This window comes from Larkinella rosea (assembly GCF_003858635.1).
GTDB lineage: Bacteria > Bacteroidota > Bacteroidia > Cytophagales > Spirosomataceae > Larkinella > Larkinella rosea.
Genome location: NZ_RQJO01000016.1, coordinates 239,389 through 257,306, shown reverse-complemented (window position 1 = coordinate 257,306; position 17,918 = coordinate 239,389). Strand labels below are relative to the sequence as shown.

Here is a 17,918-nt window from a genome sequence, read left to right as displayed (position 1 = left end):
TGAAACCTTCGGTCTGCTCAAAGGCGGTTTTTCAATGGTGTGGATCAATAGCCTGGATTTTGCGCCGACACCCCGCCCGAGCCCAGGGCGGTATTGCGGTCGATTTCGGATTGGGGAATCGGTAATAATGCGTGCTTATTAGCCTGGAAATACGGAATTGGGTCTCCACCCGCCAGCGCCAGTTTTCCGGCCGCCCGCCAGCGAAGAATGTCCCGGTTCCGAACCTGTTCACCGGCCAGTTCCACCCGCTTTTCGTGCATGACGGCTTTCAGAATTTCGTCCTTCGAGTTGCAGGGATATTTGGCGTTGGGATAGGTCGGCAGACCGGCGGTTTTCAGTTCGGCGCGGTTTCGAATGTCGTTCAGTCGGGCGATGGCGGCCTGGGCAGTTCCGGCTTCGTTTTCACACTCGGCGAGCATCAGCAGCACTTCGGCGTAGCGAATCCGGCGGTTAAGGGCGCTGGTCACGTTACCGGGCGTCGCATTCTTGTAACTCAGGGTGTATTTTTTCCAGGATTCCTGGGTCATCACGCCCCCGGCCCATTGATCACCCACTTCGTAAATCGTTGTTTTTTTGCGCGGATCACCGGTTTCAAACTCGCCTTTGAGCCCCGGCGAAGGAAGTACAATTCCGTTGCCGGTATTCATGTCGTACTGCCGGGTTCCGTTGGTCGATTCGCGGTATTGGCCCTGGGCATAATCGTCGCCTTCGTCTTCGGCAGCCGAGGGTGAGGGCGCGAAAATATACTCGAAAACCGACTCTTTATTGAATTCGGTTTCTTCCTGAAAGTTCTCCGTGCTGGTCGGCGAAAGGGCATATAAACCCGAACTTCGGACTTTTTCGAGGGCGGTTTTGGCGTTGGCGTAATCGTTTAGTTGCAGGTACGCCCGGCCCAGCAGCGTGTTGGCTGCTCCGCTGGTGGCGCGTCCGTTTTCGGCGGCTTCGTAGGTGGGGGGCAGGGCGGCTGCCGCGTCTTTCAAATCCTGAATGGCGGCTTCATACACGGCTTTCTGCGTCGATCGGGGCACAAAACCGCCAAAATCGGTTACCGGTTTGGTAATCAAGGGAACCCCGCCCCACAGGCTGGCGAGTTCGAAATACGCCAATCCCCGCAGAAACTTGGCTTCGGCCACCACCCGGTTTTTAAGCTGGCCCGACGGATCGTCCGGGTCGCTGGCAATGGTGTTGTTGATGACCACGTTGCAGCGGTGAATAACGATGTAAAAGCCTTTCCAGACCCGCTCGGTGTAGGAATTGTTGACGCCCAGCGTTCCACGCAGAATCTCGCCCCGGTCGTCGGCCAGGGTCGTGCCCACAAAATCGTCCGAGCGCAAATCGTGCAGCCAGATGTAGGCGTCGCCGACCAGGTAGCTGCCGTTCAGGGTCGTGTAAGCGGCATTGACGCCTTTTAACAATTCGGCGCTGGTTTTAAAATACGTTTCCGCCGTGACCGCATTCGGATTGACCTTGTCGAGGCTATTTTCACAACTGCTCAGCCCGATAAACCAGCCGATCAGTCCGATGAGTAGTGTCTGTTTTTTCATGGAAGTGATGTCTATCGTTGGAAGTTAAAAACCGATTTGCAAACCCACTGAAAACGAACGGGCCGCCGGGTACTGCCCGTAGTCGATGCCGTTGGTCAGGTTGCCCGCACCCCGGTTACTGCCGATTTTCATGCCAATTTCCGGATCGTAGCCCAGTGTGTAGCCGGTGAGGGTCAGCAGGTTCTGCGAGGCTACGTAAATCCTGAATTTCGAAATCGCTCCGTTCGTTTTGGCCGCCAGCACGTCCGCCGGTAACTCGTAGCCGATGTTGATGTTTTTCAGCCGCAGGTACGATGCATCCTGCAACCAGCGGGACGACACCCGGGAGTTGTCGTTCGGATCGCTCCACTTGATGCGTGGATTGGTAGTGCTCGGGTTTTCTTTGGTCCAGGCATTTTCGTAGGCGGCTAAACTACCGCCCAACGGCCACCGGAAGGCCCCGGCGTACACGCCAATCCCACTGTAAATGTCACCGCCCTGCACGCCCTGAAACAGAATCGACAGGTCGAAATGCTTGTAGGAAGCCGTCAGGTTCATGCCATACGTAAACTTGGGCAGAAACGATCCGATTACTTTCCGGTCTTTGTCATCCACAAAACCGTCGCCGTTCAGATCGCGAAACCGCACGTCGCCGGGAGCCGTTGCCTGGTTCTGGTAATAGGCATTCGCACTACCGGTTTTGGTTCGGGCGGCCGCATTATCGGCATCGACCTCGGCCTGGGTCTGGTAAATCCGGTCGAAATCCCAGCCGTAGAACGACTGGATCGGGTCGCCCGCGACGGTTCGGGTCACGGGAACACCCCAGCTGGAGAAGTAATTGCCATCACCCCCGAAAATGGCTCCGCTTGGCGAATCGAGCCGCAGGACTTTGTTGCGGACCCGGCTGATGTTTCCACTGATGCCCCAGCTAAAATCCCGCTTGCGGGGTGCACGGTAACCCAATTGCAGTTCCCAGCCCTTGTTCTGCATTTTTCCGATGTTGACGTCCGTAAACTGTACGTAGCCGAAGGAAGGGGGCGTTGGCGCTTTCAGAATCAGGTTGTCGGTTACACGGTCGAAATACTCGGCCGTCAGCGAAACCGTGTTGTGGAACAGACTCGCATCCAGACCAACGTTGAACTGGTTCGTTTTTTCCCATTCCAGATTCTGGTTGGCCAGCTTGTTGTAAAAAGCGGTGTTGACGACGGTGTTGTTGTTGAACGGATACGACGAATTGTAAATCAGCGATTGCCAAGGATAGTTGCTCAGCGCCGACGGATTCAGGCCCGTAACGCCGTAGCTGGCCCGGAGTTTCAGGTCGGAGAAAACCGCCAGTTTCTGAAAAAACGGTTCGTCGCTCACGTTCCAGCCAATGGAAGCCGCCGGGAAGTTGGCGTATTTGTTGCCCGGTGCCCAGACCGACGAGCCGTCGCGCCGGATGCTGGCGTTCAGAATGTACTTGCCCTTGTAGGCGTACCCAACCCGGGCGACGTACGACAGCAGCAGGTTTTCCTCAATCGTGTTCAACGCACTGATGTTTGTGGCCCCGTTGAGCGTTTTAATGGCCGGATTCGACTGTTTGCCGGTCATCAATTCCGTGCGAATAGAGGTCTTTTGCCCTTCGAAAACGACGACTGCGTTCAGGTGGTGGGCCGACGCGAAGGTTTTGTCGTAGGTCAGTTGCTCCGAAAACAGCAGGGACGAATACGCGTTCCGGTTGTTGGTGATGCTGGAAAGACCGTCGTTGGTTTTGAAAATATTCTGTCCGTCGTTCACCGTATAACTCTGATCGATCCCGTCTTCCAGACCGTTGGCGTAGTCCATCCCGAACGTGCTCCGGAATTTCAGCGACTCCAGGAGTTTCACATCCAGGAAGGCGCTTCCCAGAATCTTGACGGTTTTCCGCTTGAAGACGATGTTTTCAATGTCGGCAATCAGATTTGGGAACGGGTGGCCGTCGATGGCGTCGCCCCCGGCTTTGATCCAGATGCCGGTGTTGGGGTCTTTGACGGGCAGGTGGGGCAGCGCAAATTGCAGCAGCGAAAGGGGCGTGCCCTGGTCGCCGGTCTGGCCGTCGGCGTTGTTGTAAAGCTGATTGGTGTAAGCCACCAGCAGATTTTGCCCGAACGTAAACCGGGAACCTAAATCATGCGTCGAGTTCACCCGGAAGTTATACCGTTCAAAACCAACTCCTTTGACAATGCCTTCCTGCTTCATGTACCCCGCCGAGCTGTAAAACGTCGAGGTTTTGCTGCCACCCGAAACCGACACGTTATTGTTCGTCAGAAAACCGGTTTTGAAGTACAGATCCTGCCAGTTGGTGTTGGTTTGGCCGTAAGTTTGGGTTGCGCCGGGATAGGGGAGTTTATTCATTTCGGTGGCCGTATAGCGACTCGGGCGGGCGGGGGCATTTTCGAGGTTGTCGCCCGAATACATGCGGTCCATGAAGCGGTTACGTTGGTCCGTATTCATCGGGTCGAGCAGCCGCCAGGCCGATTCCACCCCCGCGTACGAGTCGACGTTGACCCGGAGCTTGCTGTCTTTCTGCCCTTTTTTGGTGGTCAGCAGGATGACGCCGTTGGTCGCCCGCGATCCGTAAATAGCTGCGGCACTGGCGTCTTTCAGGATTTCGACCGATTCAACATCCTTGTTATCAAAACTCGCCAGATTGGTGGTCGGAAAACCGTCCACGACATACAGTGGATCGGTCGAAAAACTGACCGAGCTAACACCCCGGATGCGGATATTGGGGGCTGTTCCCGGTGAACTGACGTTGGTAACGGTCAGGCCCGGCACGCGGCCCTGCAAGGCTTGTCCGACTTCGGCTACGGGCAATTCATTCAATTCTTTGGTATTGACTTTGGAAATGGCGCTCGTTACTTCCCGCTTCGTCTGGGTTCCATAACCCACCACCACCACTTCATTCAACGACCGCAAACCGGGCGTCAACTGAACCACCAATGTGGTTTGATTGCCTATAATAATCTCTTTGGTTTCGTAGCCCAGAAAGGAGAAAACCAGCGTGGCCGATGCGTTGGGAACCTGAATTCGGAACTGCCCGCTGGCATCCGTCACTGTGCCCTGCGTGGTGTTTTTTAGCAGCACGCTGACGCCCGGCAAACCGTCTCCTTTTTCGTCCGATACCTTTCCGGTAACGGTATTATCCGTCTGTTTTCTCTCCAGAGGAGCCGTAGTTGCCGGCAAAAAACCGGTTTCGATACGGTCCAGAATAATCTGTCGGCCCGATAATTCATATCGAATTCGCAGCGGCCGGAACAGTTTTTCCAGCGTTTCCTGCATGGTGCTGTTCGTCACGATCAGCGAAACCGGCTGGTTGACGTCGATAACCCGGGAACTGTAGACGAATTTAACGGTCGTTTTCTTTTCCAGCAATTGCAACACATCCTTGAATTTCCGGTCAACAATTTTCAGGCTCACGACCTGATCCAGCACGTTCTGAGCCCGGATGACGTGGGCCGAAGCGAGGTTGATGCACAGCCCCAGCAGGAGGAGTTGGTACAGGGTTAGTTTGAGCATTTTGATACACCAATGCTGAAGTTGTAGTTTCTTCTTCATACTTTTGATTGTTAAAATCTAGCCATTTTGACAATACAAATCCGGCTCATCCGGCACGATGAGGTGGGATTTTCAGGGCGTTGAAACGGCACTTTCAACGCCCTTCCTTTGATGCGGCACGCTACTTCATACGGGCATTATGTTAAAGGTTTAGGATAGATAAAGGGTTGTTATGAGTTAGTTGCAGCCTTTTCCGGTTACGACGACTTCGCCGTTCACGATCTCGTAGTGCGCCCGAATGGCCCGGCACGTCAGTTTCAGCTTTTCGTACAGCGGTTCATCCGTCAGCGAAGCCGTCACCGGACAATTGCCGAGCCGCTCGTGATCGTACGCAATCCGAATGGAATACGTCTTTTCCAACTGGCTAAAAATCTGGCTGACCGGTGTTTCATCGTACTCAAAGGCCATTTCCTGAATGGTTTCAGGTTGCCTGGCTGAAACCGGTGGTACGGTTTGCTTCACCACGTTGGCTTCCAGCTGATTGGCTTCTTTCGAGAAAACTACCTTCTGGCCGGGGTTCAGAATCAGGCCTTCCAGCCGACGGGTTTGGGCCTGGTGCGCAGCTTCGGGGCTTTTCGCTTCGTAAACGGAAACCTTACCGGTTTTAACGGTAACTTGTATACGTTTGTCGTCGGGGAAAGCCCTCACGTTGAAGCTTGTTCCCAATACTTTCGTAACGATTTCATTGGCAAACACGTAGAAAGGACGGGTTGGATCTTTGGCAATTTCAAAGAATGCTTCGCCCGTGAGGTAAATTTCCCGGACATTCCGGTTGAAATACGTGGGATAAGACAGTTTACTGCCCTTTTTTAGCAAGACAGAACTCCCATCCGGCAGTACAATCAGACGGGTTGGTTTGGTCTGGTTCTCCACTTCAACCAGGTCGTATTTTTCGGTCGCCTGCTTCACCAGTTGAGCGTATTCGGCTTTGGTTTCGCGTTCCTGCGTCATAAAATACCAACTGCCAAAACTGACTAAACCGGCCAGAACGGCGGCTGCCCAATACCATCGGGAAAGCAGCGGACGAACGACGGTTTGGGACGGTTCATCGGCATCGATGCGATCGAAGACCGACTGCTTTAAGGCCGCGATCTCGGAGTCGGGCAGGGTTGGTTCCGGCAGTTGATGAGCAACCAGTACCAGTTGCCGGGCGGTTTCCACCTCGTTGCGCTTGAAAGGGTACGTTTCCAGCCAGTTTTGCCAGAACGTCTCGGCTTCCAGGTCGGTCGAAAGCACCCAGTGGATGAAATAATCGTCCGTCGCAAATTCCTCCGGTGTATAGGGCAAATAGTTGCTCATTGATACGAAATCAGGATATAATTATCCTATTTTAAGTACAGAGAGCCGGTTTTTAGTTTACTACCAAAGAGGAAAGCACTTTTTTGCAAAAAAGTTATTGGTAAAAAGTTAGTTTATAGTTTAGTGCTTATAGTTTTGAATTAACGTATTGATTTATATACAGTTAACTCAACCTAGAAACAATAAACTATTAAAAAAGCAGGTACAGGAAAAGGAGGTGGACGAGGTGTTTGCGCAGTTTCAAAAGGGCATTTTGCAGGGTGTTGGCAACGGTTTGCTCTTTCAGGTTCAACAGCGTGGCAATCTGGCGGATTTTCAGACCTGTATAGTATTTCAGCGAAACGACCTCGTATTCCCGGTTTGATAAGGCCTGAAGTCCGCTGGAAATCTGAGCCCGTTGCTGGTCGCCCGTTTCCGACTCCATCCATTGGGTTTCGGCGGAAGGCTCACTGTTCATTTCGGCTTCGGCCCAATCAGTAGACAACGGCTGACGGTTTTTCAACTGTTTGAGCAGCGTTCTTCGCAGGCAGCTATAGAGATAAAACCGCACCTCAACGGTGGGCGAAAGCGTTTCGCGGTAGGCCCAAAGATCGACAAAAACGTCCTGAACGGCGTCTTTCGTCAAGGCCATATCCCGGGACATCCGGTAGCCATACGTCAGCAACTCCCGCACATAGGCATCGAACAACTTCCCCAGCGCATTGCGGTCACTGGCGCGCAAAGCCGTCCAGAGAAGCGATTCTTCTTCCGTCCGTTTTTCGCTGTTCGTCCTTGGGTGCATATGGCTACTAAATTCGTGCAATTTTAACGCATTTTATTTATAAATACCAGCTCGATTTTGGGAGGGCGTTCAGATAAAAGTATCTATTGTCATTTTTTATATATTGCTTCTGATGGAAACCGTTTACCAATCAACAGACAGCGACGCTGTAGCCTGAGTAGGAGGCTATACAACCAGCCATTTTATCAGGTTTTCCTCATTTTCGGATCGATCCAATTTTCAATTTAATTAATTAGTAATGCTACTCAACATTAGTTTATACGATGGAAAATGAAATTCAAAAACACCAGATTGTCATTGCAGGCGCTGGCCTTGTTGGGCTTACGTTGGCCTTATTACTGGCGAAAAAAGGTCAGAAAGTAGTTCTAATAGATGAGAAAAAACAGGCATCGGTGGGAAGCCGGGCCATATGCTTTTCAAGAAAGACGTTGGAAATATTTGATAAAATTGATGTTGCTGATGCCGTAATGAAGATTGGCGTACGGTGGCATACCGGGAGAATATTTTTTCAAGATAAAGAGGTTGATAAATTTGAAGTAATTCCAAATAATAACGCGAAGTTTCCATCTTTTATTAATATATCGCAGCAGGATTTAGAAGAGATATTACTAAAAAAAGCATTGAGTGAAAAGTATATTGATATCAAGTTGAATCACACTATCCACGACTTAAGAAGGAATGAAAAAGTTTCAAATACGGATAAGGGTTTAGATCTAAATTCAATAGTATTGGTAAATGATACGAAAGAAGTAGAATATTATTTTAATTTTTTGCTTGCCTGTGATGGGAGTAAAAGCCCCATTCGCAATTTGCTGGGGCTGCAATTAGAAGGAGAACGGTTTGAAGATGAATTCCTGATTATCGATTTTAGGATGGATTCTGATTTCCCTTCCGAGCGCTGGTTTTGGTTTTCACCCCTATACGATCCTGAAAGCACTATTTTACTCCATAAACAGCCTCACAATATTTGGCGAATTGATTTTAAGCTTGGTAAGAATATTGATAGGAACGTAATCGAAGACAAAATCTATCTATATAACAAGATTAAAAATGTGGTTGGTGATAAGGAAATTGAAATTTTATGGGTTAGCAAATACAAATTTAGCTGTAAAATGCTGCCAAAATTTGTCTATAATTCTGTAGTATTTGCCGGTGATTCGGCGCATGTTTTTAGCCCGTTTGGGGCCAGAGGGGCTAACTCGGGAATACAGGATGCGGATAATCTTGCCTGGAAACTTCATGAAATTCTAAATGATAACACGGCCAACCGTCTTTTAAATAGGTATAATAGTGAACGAACGTTGGCGGCTCGGCAAAACCTTGAATGCACCATAAATTCAACCTTGTTTATAAGTCCTCCGTCAAAAAGGGCCGAATCTGTTCGAAACCAGCTGTTGATTAAGGCTAGTTCAAATAAAGATTTCAGAAATAAGATAAATTGTGGCCGCCTAAGTGTACCAAATATGTATAACCCACTTCCTGACAGTGAGGAAGGGAAATGGGACTCCACAGAAAGAAGCCCCGGAAACTGCGCTATAGATTGTTTTATTGAAAGTGCAAAATCATACCTGGTTGAAAGTCTTCCGTATGACTTTACTATTTTGGTATCGGAAGGAATATTAACTCAGGAAGAAAAAATTAATTTAATTTCAAACAAAGTTTTCTTTTTAGAGATAAATCTGTCGATTGATAAATCGCTTTGTGAATCGTATGAGCTAACTTCAAGTTCAGCATATTTATTTACGCCTGATCAATATATTCTTGGTAGATGGAAGGATTTTGAAATCTCAAAAGTATTAATATTGATACATAATTATAAAAGAGGCAAATTTAACCCAAGAAGCAAGACTAAAAGATCTGATCAGGAATTGATTGATTTTAAAATCGCGAAAAAACTCTTGTCGGTTTAACGGATTAAATTTGTTGCCTTAAGTTGAATGGTGTCATAAAACATATCGTATCAACAGGATGATTCGAAATTAACCCAATTGATCGGTTTTTAGAGAAGTATGGTTTTCAACTACCTATGGACTCTTCAAAGATTGAAGATGTGGCTTTTTTGTTGATTATAAGTGCTTTGTTAAAATTATAACCTTCTCGAAAATTCTCACACCTCAATTTTTTACTTCACTTTTGTGTCGTCGTCGAGATGCTTGAGACGGACTATAAACAGATTCGTACCCGAAGAGCTTGCGTTCTGCGATTGACTTTTTCCATCCGGGAGCAGGAACAGCATAATTCCGACCAGAACAACACAAACCAGTAAGCCGGTTACTCCGGCCTGGTAAGCGGTTTGCCAGCCGTATCTGGAATAATAGAAAAACAGACCGCCAATGATACTGACGCCCAGGGCCGAAGCGGTTTGCTGAAAGGTTGAATAAATACCCGCTGCTGCGCCGGTATACTGAGCCGGAACGTTTTTGAGCGCAATATTCATCAGGGACGGCAGCACAAGTCCGTTTCCAAGTCCCCAAATTCCCATCAATCCGATAATCAATCCGGGATTTATTCCCGGTTTCCAAAGCTGCATTTGCAGGTAAAATGCTAAAGCCAAAAGAACAACGCCCACCTGCAGGACTCGTTTTCCGAACCGGACAATTAGTTTGGACGCTGCTACCGACGACACAATGAACAGCAGCCCCGGAATGATAAAGTACAATCCGCTGTCCAGAGCGGAAATGCCGAGGCCGTTTTGAAGGTACACGGCACTCAACAGCAGATAGGCCGTGTGCAGCATGAAATGAAACAAAACCGCTGCCAAGCCCGTGTTGAAATCCTTGATTCTAAACAACCTGACATCGATCAATGGATTTCCGTTTCTGGCGAGTTTTCGTTTTTGGTTATTGATGAAAAATGCGAAAATGCCAGCCGACAACGCCAGCAACCCGAAGCTCCACAACGGCCACCCGGCTTCGCGGCCCTGAATCAGGGGGTAAATGAGACAAAACAGGGCGACCGTCAGAATCAAAATACCCGAATAGTCAAATTGGGTACTTTGGCGGTTTTTCGTTTCGGTCACGTACTGGTGGGTTGCCCAAAGTGTCAGGATGCCGATTGGCAGGTTGATAAAGAAGATCAGTCGCCAGCCTTCAATGGCCCAGTGCGTGTCGGACAAATAACCACCCAGAACTTGTCCGATTGCGGCTGCGCTACCAAGTGTAATTCCGTATAAACCGAATGCTTTTGCCCGTTCGTTGGTGTCGGTGAAAAGCACCTGGATAAACGCTATTGTCTGGGGCACCATAAACGAAGCGCTCAGTCCCTGAAAAAACCGGGTTATGTTGAGTTGCAACGCGGAGGTCGATAACCCACAAAAACAGGAAGCAATGGTGAACGCAAACATGCCCCAGAAGAAGACCTTCTTCCGGCCAAAATGGTCGCCCGCTCTTCCACCGGTTATCAGAAATGCCGCATACCCAAGCAGATACCCGGCGATGACCAGCTGAATTTCAGCGTCTGTCGCATGGACTCCTTTTTTTATGGCCGGTATTCCAACGTTAATGATGAACACATCAATGACGGAAAGTAAGGGGGCCGATAGTACAATGATCAACTCTAACCACTTGTTATTCAGCTCTTTCATCTTAGATAAGTTTTTGGATGATTTTTTTTGCCGACTGTATTTCGGTGGGTCGTTTAAATACCGATGCGGTCGTTATCGCCCCTTCCAGGGCAAGAAAAATCGTATCGGCCAATTCCTGATCGGTTAATAGCTTTTTGTGGCCCGAATTTGCCACCAGCGTTTTGATGAAGTCTTTGCTGTGCTGTTTGGTCCGCTGGATTTCGGCCAGCACGCGCGGGTCACTCGAACCCGCTTCGTCATTGGCCTTGATGAAAGGGCATCCGCCAAACTGCCGGATTTCCTGACGCTCGGTGTGGTAGTCAAAAACCGCCAACAGTTTGTCTTTCGGATCGGATACCTCATTGACAGCGGTTTCAAGCCGGTTAAACCAGCGTTCGTGCGTGCGCTGAATGTATGCGACCAACAGATCTGTCTTCGTTTCGAAATGTTTATACAACGATGCCTTGGCGATATCGGCCTCTTCAATCACCTGGTTAATACCGGTATTGCTGTAGCCTTGCGCATAGAAAAGCCGCTCCGCAGTATCAAGTATTCTATCGACTACAACCTGTCCTCTTTGTTTCATGACACAAAGGTATCATTAAATAGACAAATCTGTCTATTTAATGAAAATTATTTGTACCGGTCGCACATGGATTTCCAGACTGACAACTAAAAACCGGGAGGAGCGCGCTTCAATAAAATTTATTTTCGACAATTCAGACCTGTTTTTCATCATCTCACCCCTGGTCGTTTGCGCAGGCTCTATCGCCAGACTAGTATTGGGCCATTTTCTAACAGCGAGTATTGGGTCCGTTTTGAAATAAGCGATAGATGATCGAACTGGTCAGGGGAGCTTCTCCTGACCAGTTTTCTTTTTTGCCACGCATGCCAAATGGCTCTATTTCGTAGCGATTTTCCTATCTTTCGGTGGATGCCATGAGAATCTTAGCCGGAAGCCAGTTTAGTTAGGATAGAACGAGTGTCTACCATCTTCAAACCACCGTTTGGCCACTCAAACAAGGTTTGTTGAGCGATTAGCTGCGTTTTTAAGCCGAGTCAATTTCGCCTGATATGCGAAAGCTCTTACCGCTAATAAATTTAAAACGATGAAACGATTCCTCCATGCTGCTCTGGCATTGTTGCTGGCCGGAGCCTGTCAGCCCGATTCGGATACCAAACGGGTTGTGATAACGGGAATAGATACGTCCAAAAAACCGGGCGATGATTTTTTCACTTACGTCAACGGTATCTGGGCCGATACCGCCCGCATACCAGCCAGTCAAACCGGCGTGGGTTCGTACTCCTTTCTGAATTACCCGCAGCGCATTCGGCTGCAGGGGATTCTGGACAGCCTCTCGGCGAGTGAAAATCCGGCCGGAAGCATCGAACAAAAAGTGGGCGATTTTTATGCGTCCGGTATGGACACCGTTGCCATTGATAAACGGGGTTACGACCCCATCAAACCGGTTCTCGCGCGCATTGAGGGCGTAACCGATGGGGCTTCGTTACTGAAGCTGGTGGCTGAAGAACAAAAGGCAGGGAATGGGTCCATCATTGGTTTTTCGGTTGGTCCGGACGACAAGCAGAGCACGGTCAACATCGCTCAGTTTTATCAATCCGGCATCGGCCTGCCCGAAAAAGCGTATTATTTCAAAACCGATTCATCGACGCTGGCCATTCAGCAGGCCTATAAAAAGTACCTCAGCCGGTTATTTGAATTGACGGGAACGGAGGCCGCAACGGCCGAAAAAAAGGCAGGCGTCGCCTATGCCATTGAAAAACAATTGGCAACAGCCCACCGGACGAACGTTGAACTCCGGGATGTAAAAGCGAATTACAATAAGCTGGCGGTCGTCGTGCTGGCAAAAAAACATCCGAATCTGAACTGGACGAAGCTGTTGAACGATCTGGGTGTCAGGGCGGATTCGGTCAACGTTGGGCAGCCTCCTTATTATGACCAGCTAAATAAGCTCTTGCAATCGGTTTCCATCAACGACTGGAAAGTCTACTTAACAGCCCACGCGCTGACCAATTATGCGAATTTTTTGAGCCAGCCGTTTGGGGAAGCATCGTTTGCCTATACAAAAATTCTGACCGGACAGGCAGTTAAAAAACCACGGGGCGAAGAAATGACCCAGGCGGTTGATGGGTCGCTGGGCGAAGCACTGGCTCAGGTGTACGTGAAAAAATACTTCCCGGAAGCGGCCCGGAAACGGATGGCGGTTTTGGTCGACAACCTGAAAAAAGCGTTCGAAGCCCGCATCGCCAGGCTGGATTGGATGAGCGATTCTACCAAGGCAAAGGCGAAAGAAAAACTGCAGGCCTTCTCGGAGAAAATTGGTTACCCGGTGAAATGGCGGGATTATTCGAAGGTGGACGTAAAAAGAGACGCTTATTTTGAAAACCGGTTGTCGGCAACGAAAAATGAGTACCTCTACAACCTGGCCAAAGTGGGACGGCCCGTCGACCGGACGGAATGGCTGACTACGCCACCCACGGTGACGGCGTACAACAATCCGCCACTCAATGAAATCGTGTTTCCGGCGGGCATTTTACAAGCGCCTTATTTCGATTTGTACGCCGATGATGCGCTGAACTACGGCGGTATCGGCATGGTGATCGGGCACGAAATAACGCACTCGTTCGACGACCAGGGAGCGCAGTATGATAAACAAGGTAACGTGAAAAACTGGTGGACCAAAGCGGACTTTGCAAAATTCAAAATGAGAACCCAGCAGGTCATTGATCAATACGATTCGTTTACCGTCCTCGATTCTGTTCACGTAAAAGGCGCCTTAACCGTGGGCGAGAATACCGCCGATATTGCCGGGGTTGCCATTGCCTATGATGCCTTTAAGTTGACCGAGCAAGGCAAAGACACCACGAAACTGGACGGTTTTACGCCTGATCAACGGTTTTTTATCTCGATAGCCCGAATCTGGCGGGTCAAAACCCGGGATGAGTATTTGCGGATGTATGTCAACACCAATCCGCACTCACCAGCCAGGTGGCGCGTAAACGGCCCCCTGATGAACTTCACGCCTTTTTACAAAGCATTCCATGTGCAACCGGGCGATAAAATGTATAAACCGGAAAAGGAACGGATCACCGTCTGGTAAGCTTTGTCCTTTTTTGAATACATGAGTAGATGTGTATCTTTAGCTATTGAAATGGAAATCCCATTCGTCAGAAGATCACCCCGTTGAAAATCCTTTTCATCCAGGCTGTTTGGTTCCTTGCCGTCTTCGCGCTGGTGAGCAGTCCGTGCCGTGGGCAGCATGTTAAGATTCTTACGACCAAAGACGGCCTGCCGCAATCCTTTGTCTCGGGGCTGGTGCAGGACCAGAAAGGGTTTATCTGGGTAGGCACGCGCAACGGGCTCGCCCGCTACGACGGTATTGAGTTTCGTCCATTCCGGTACAGCACCCTCGACAGCACCTCCCTGGCGTCCAATGTGATCGTATCCATGAAACCTTATCAGGGAAAGATCTCCATTGAATATGAATCGGGAGAAATCGACCTGTTTGATCCCGCCAGCGAAGACCTGGTGCGTTTGCTGCCGCGAAGTAGGCTAACCGGGAACTTCAAGGAGCTGCGGGTTCTCCGTCGATCCTGGGTTCTGGATTCCAAACAGGTACTCTGGGGAATCGTTCATGGCCAGGGAGTCAACAGCTACAACACCAAAAACCGGCAGATCAGGCATTTCGGAAAAAAAAACAGCGGGCTGGCGAGTGATACAATCTGGGCCATACGCAGGGATGTTGAGCACCACATGTGGGTGGTAACCGGGAAGGGAATCAGCAGCCTGAACAGCGCCACCGGTCAGGTCGTTAACTACGCACTTCCCGTATCTGCGACCTATCACATTGCCAATGATCCCACGATCAAAATCGTAGACCTGCACGGTCGCATCAACGGCGAGCTGATGTGGGGCGACCGCCAGCATCTGTTTATTTTTTCTCCCCGATCCAAAAAAATCAGAACGGTGCCGCTACCCGGTACATCGGCCCAGGGCCTGCTCTGGATTGATAGCGGCCCCGGTGGGCACGACTATTTTGAGCGGGAAGGAATCGTGTACAAATACAGCGACCAGACCGGGCTCTCGGTGGTCACCGACATGGCCGCCCGTACAGGCACCGATGTACAATCGTTCCTGGTGGACGATTCGGGGCTTATCTGGCTGGGAACGAACGCGCGCGGTCTTTTTCAAGTCGACCTGAATACGCCTTTTTTTCCTTCATTCCGGTATGAAAAGGGATTCGTCGGCGATTTGCTCGCCCGCCAGTTGGGCACATCGTTGCAGGAGGTTTTCGGCTGGACTCCCGCAAATGAGCAGAAAGCGGCATCCGGTTATCACATTCGCTCGGCAAAGGACCGCCGTGGGCAGCTTTGGGTGGGCCTGAAGGAAACGGTTGTCATGTTTGACCCGAGTGGAACGAAACGCACGGTTTTGCCCCGGGTAATGCCTTTGTTCGACCCGGCCGAACCCGGGATCACCATCAAGGGAATTGCCGTCAATGCCAGCGGGATGCCGGTGGTGGCAAATTACCGGGGCGATATTGTCGTTTACAACCAGGATAAAAACCGGTGGGACTGGCTGCTGCCTAAAGGAACGGTTCCCGGGCGGTTTGGCAGCGTGACGATCCGCGATATATTGCTTGACGATAAAAAACTCTGGATGACGACCGAGTTCGACGGGCTGCTGCACATCGATTTGAAAACCGGGCAAATGGGCCAGCTCAAATTGGATGATGTTGCCGGGGCGCTGCCTACTAATCAGTTGCTCGGCATGCAGCCAGACCCTTCACGGCCGCATTTACTCTGGATCGGCAGTTACAATGGCCTGATTAGTTTGAACAAAAACACCTTGAAAGCGGACGTTTTCGGGTTAAAGGACCGCTTGCCCGACCAGACGGTTTATTCACTCTTGCGCGACCCGTTCGGCCAACTGTGGTTGGGTACCAACAAGGGGTTATGCCGCTTCGATCCGGTGACAAAAGACGTGCGGGTGTTTCAGACGCGCCACGGTTTGCCGGGCGACGAGTTCAACCGGTTTCATCAGTTGCAACTTCCGGGCGGGCGGCTGGCCTTTGGCGGCACGGAGGGCTGGACATTATTTGAACCTTCTAAAATCAAAGATGATCGTTATCGCCCCGCTACCGCGCTGACCGGGTTGAAAATCAATAATGCCCCACTTTTTCCCTCTAAAAACAGCCTTTTAAAGAAACCGATCAATGCATTGAACGAACTGGTGCTCGCCCACGACCAAAGCACGCTGACCGTTTCGTTTGCCGGTTTGCAATTCAGCCAGCCGCAGGATTTGCGGTACCGATACCAATTGGTTGGATACGATCACGGCTGGGTCGAATCGGGACCGACGCCTTTCGCCAATTACACCAAAATACCGCCGGGCAAATACGAGTTCCAGGTCAATGCAAGCAACACAACCGGGCAGTGGAGTGATCAGATCAAATCGTTGCCGATTACCATCCACCCGCCCTGGTGGCAGACCTGGTGGGCGTATGTGGCGTATGCGCTCGTCATCGCGGGGAGTATCTGGTATTGGATGCGGTTGCAGCTGGTCAGGCTGGAACTGCGCAAATCCGTCGAACTGAAACAGCAGGAAGCACGGCAACTGCACGTCTTATCGGACATAAAATCCCGGTTTTTCAACAACGTTACGCACGATTTCCGGACACCTTTAACGCTGATCCTGTCGCCCATGCCCGGTTTGATCAGCGAAATGTCGGGGACCGCACAGGAGAAAAGGCTGGTGACGGTGAAGCGAAATGCCGAGCAATTGCTCGAACTGATGAATCAACTGCTGGATTTCTCCAAACTGGATGCCCATGTACTGACGGTCGACGAATCGCGCGGGGCGCCGGACGTTTTTGCTGAGCGGATTGTGGAGCTGTTTCGGGAAGAAGCCCTGTTGCAGGGCGTGGAGTTGAGCTTTCGGCGTAACGTACGTGGCGAATATTGGTTTGACGCACCCAAACTCGAACGGATGTTGGGTAACCTGATTGGGAATGCGATCAAATTCACACCTGCCGGCGGCCGGGTAGCGGTTTCGGTGGAAGCCATCGGGCAGTGGATTGTATTTGCCGTGGCTGACACAGGAATCGGGATTCCTGAAAACCGCATCGCGTACGTGTTCGACCGTTATTATCAGGTTGATGATACGGAACTGCACCAGTTGCTGAAAAACAAAGGTACGGGCATTGGCCTGTCGCTGGTGAAAGAATTTGCCGAGCTGCAAAACGGGAAAGTAGAGGTTGAAAGTCAGGAAGGCGAGGGGACTACGTTCCGGCTTATGATGCCTTATCAGCCCGTGGGCCACGACGTATCCGAAACCACGTTTGATCACCCGGAAACCGCCCTGCAGGTGGCGGAGCCCATTGTTTTGGGAGACGAAAAGGTGCACATCCTGCTGGTGGAAGACAATCTCGAACTGGCGGATTTTATCAATGACAGCCTGCCCGATGCCTACCAGATAAGCCGGGCGGTGAACGGAGCGGAGGGGTTCAACGTGGCGCTGGAGCAGGTGCCGGATCTGATCATCAGCGATGTGATGATGCCGGTCATGGATGGATTTACATTTTGCAAGAAGGTGAAACAACACGAGCAGACCAGCCATATTCCGGTGATCCTGCTGACCGCAAAAGCCAACGTGGATAGCCGGATCGAAGGACTTTCGCTGGGAGCCGACGATTATTTGTCAAAACCGTTTCACGTTCAGGAACTCAACCTTCGCGTGCACAACCAGCTCGAACAACAACGGCGGCTACGGCGGCAAATGCAGAAGTTGCTGTCGCCATTTTCGGGCGAAGCCGAAAATCCCACTGTACCGGACCTGGTCGATCCGTTCCTGCAAAAATTCCATAACCTGATCGAAGACCGCCTGGACGATGCTTCGCTTGGCGTGGAGCAGTGGGACGAGTTGATGGGCATGAGTCGGGTCCAGTTGCACCGAAAACTGAAAGCGGTCAGCGGTTTGCCCGCGGGCGATGTCGTCCGCAATTACCGGCTCACGCGCGCGGCCGCCTTTTTAAAGGAAGGCTATAACAGCTCCGAATCCGCTTACCGATCGGGGTTTGACAGTCCCGCTTACTTCACAAAATCCTTCCGCGAATACTACGGCAAGACGCCTTCCGAGTTTGTTGGGAAATAGGTA

9 protein-coding genes are annotated in these 17,918 nt (G+C 50.5%); 3 read left to right on the top strand and 6 right to left on the bottom strand.

The genetic code is table 11. The features are described 5' to 3' along the window. Window positions 1–44 precede the first annotated feature (44 nt). The 4 genes from EHT25_RS31040 to EHT25_RS31025 form a co-directional block, all read right to left on the bottom strand. On the bottom strand, window positions 45–1,544 hold the full coding sequence (locus EHT25_RS31040) for a RagB/SusD family nutrient uptake outer membrane protein (protein WP_124879343.1): 1,500 nt from the start codon (window positions 1,542–1,544) through the stop codon (window positions 45–47). Window positions 1,545–1,568: 24 nt separating this feature from the next. Then, window positions 1,569–5,099 (bottom strand): TonB-dependent receptor, encoded by a 3,531-nt coding sequence (locus EHT25_RS31035; RefSeq protein ID WP_124879342.1) that lies wholly within the window; start codon window positions 5,097–5,099, stop codon window positions 1,569–1,571. Between the two features lie 177 nt (window positions 5,100–5,276). Further along, complete coding sequence (locus EHT25_RS31030) at window positions 5,277–6,398, bottom strand: FecR family protein (protein WP_124879341.1); 1,122 nt, start codon at window positions 6,396–6,398, stop codon at window positions 5,277–5,279. A gap of 190 nt (window positions 6,399–6,588) precedes the next feature. Next, the gene (locus tag EHT25_RS31025; RefSeq protein ID WP_124879340.1) at window positions 6,589–7,179 is read right to left on the bottom strand and encodes an RNA polymerase sigma factor; all 591 of its coding nucleotides are present in this window, start codon (window positions 7,177–7,179) and stop codon (window positions 6,589–6,591) included. A 263-nt stretch (window positions 7,180–7,442) separates the two neighbouring features. On the opposite strand from EHT25_RS31025, the gene EHT25_RS31020 reads away from it, so the two are divergent. Beyond that, window positions 7,443–9,089 carry an FAD-dependent monooxygenase gene (locus EHT25_RS31020; RefSeq protein ID WP_124879339.1) on the top strand — a complete coding sequence of 549 codons (1,647 nt, stop codon included), beginning with the start codon at window positions 7,443–7,445 and terminating at the stop codon, window positions 9,087–9,089. Between the two features lie 212 nt (window positions 9,090–9,301). On the opposite strand, the gene EHT25_RS31015 is transcribed toward EHT25_RS31020, so the two are convergent. Both EHT25_RS31015 and EHT25_RS31010 read right to left on the bottom strand, forming a co-directional pair. Further along, window positions 9,302–10,762, bottom strand: coding sequence for an MFS transporter (locus EHT25_RS31015; RefSeq protein ID WP_124879338.1), 1,461 nt, complete (start codon window positions 10,760–10,762; stop codon window positions 9,302–9,304). A 1-nt stretch (window position 10,763) separates the two neighbouring features. Then, entirely contained in the window at window positions 10,764–11,327 is a 564-nt protein-coding gene (locus EHT25_RS31010) for a TetR/AcrR family transcriptional regulator (protein WP_124879337.1), read from the bottom strand. Window positions 11,328–11,850: 523 nt separating this feature from the next. Here EHT25_RS31010 and EHT25_RS31005 point away from each other — a divergent pair. Further along, window positions 11,851–13,863, top strand: coding sequence for a M13 family metallopeptidase (locus EHT25_RS31005; RefSeq protein ID WP_124879336.1), 2,013 nt, complete (start codon window positions 11,851–11,853; stop codon window positions 13,861–13,863). Between the two features lie 83 nt (window positions 13,864–13,946). Further along, window positions 13,947–17,915, top strand: a complete 3,969-nt coding sequence (locus tag EHT25_RS31000) for a hybrid sensor histidine kinase/response regulator transcription factor (protein ID WP_124879335.1) — start codon at window positions 13,947–13,949, stop codon at window positions 17,913–17,915. Window positions 17,916–17,918: the final 3 nt, after the last annotated feature.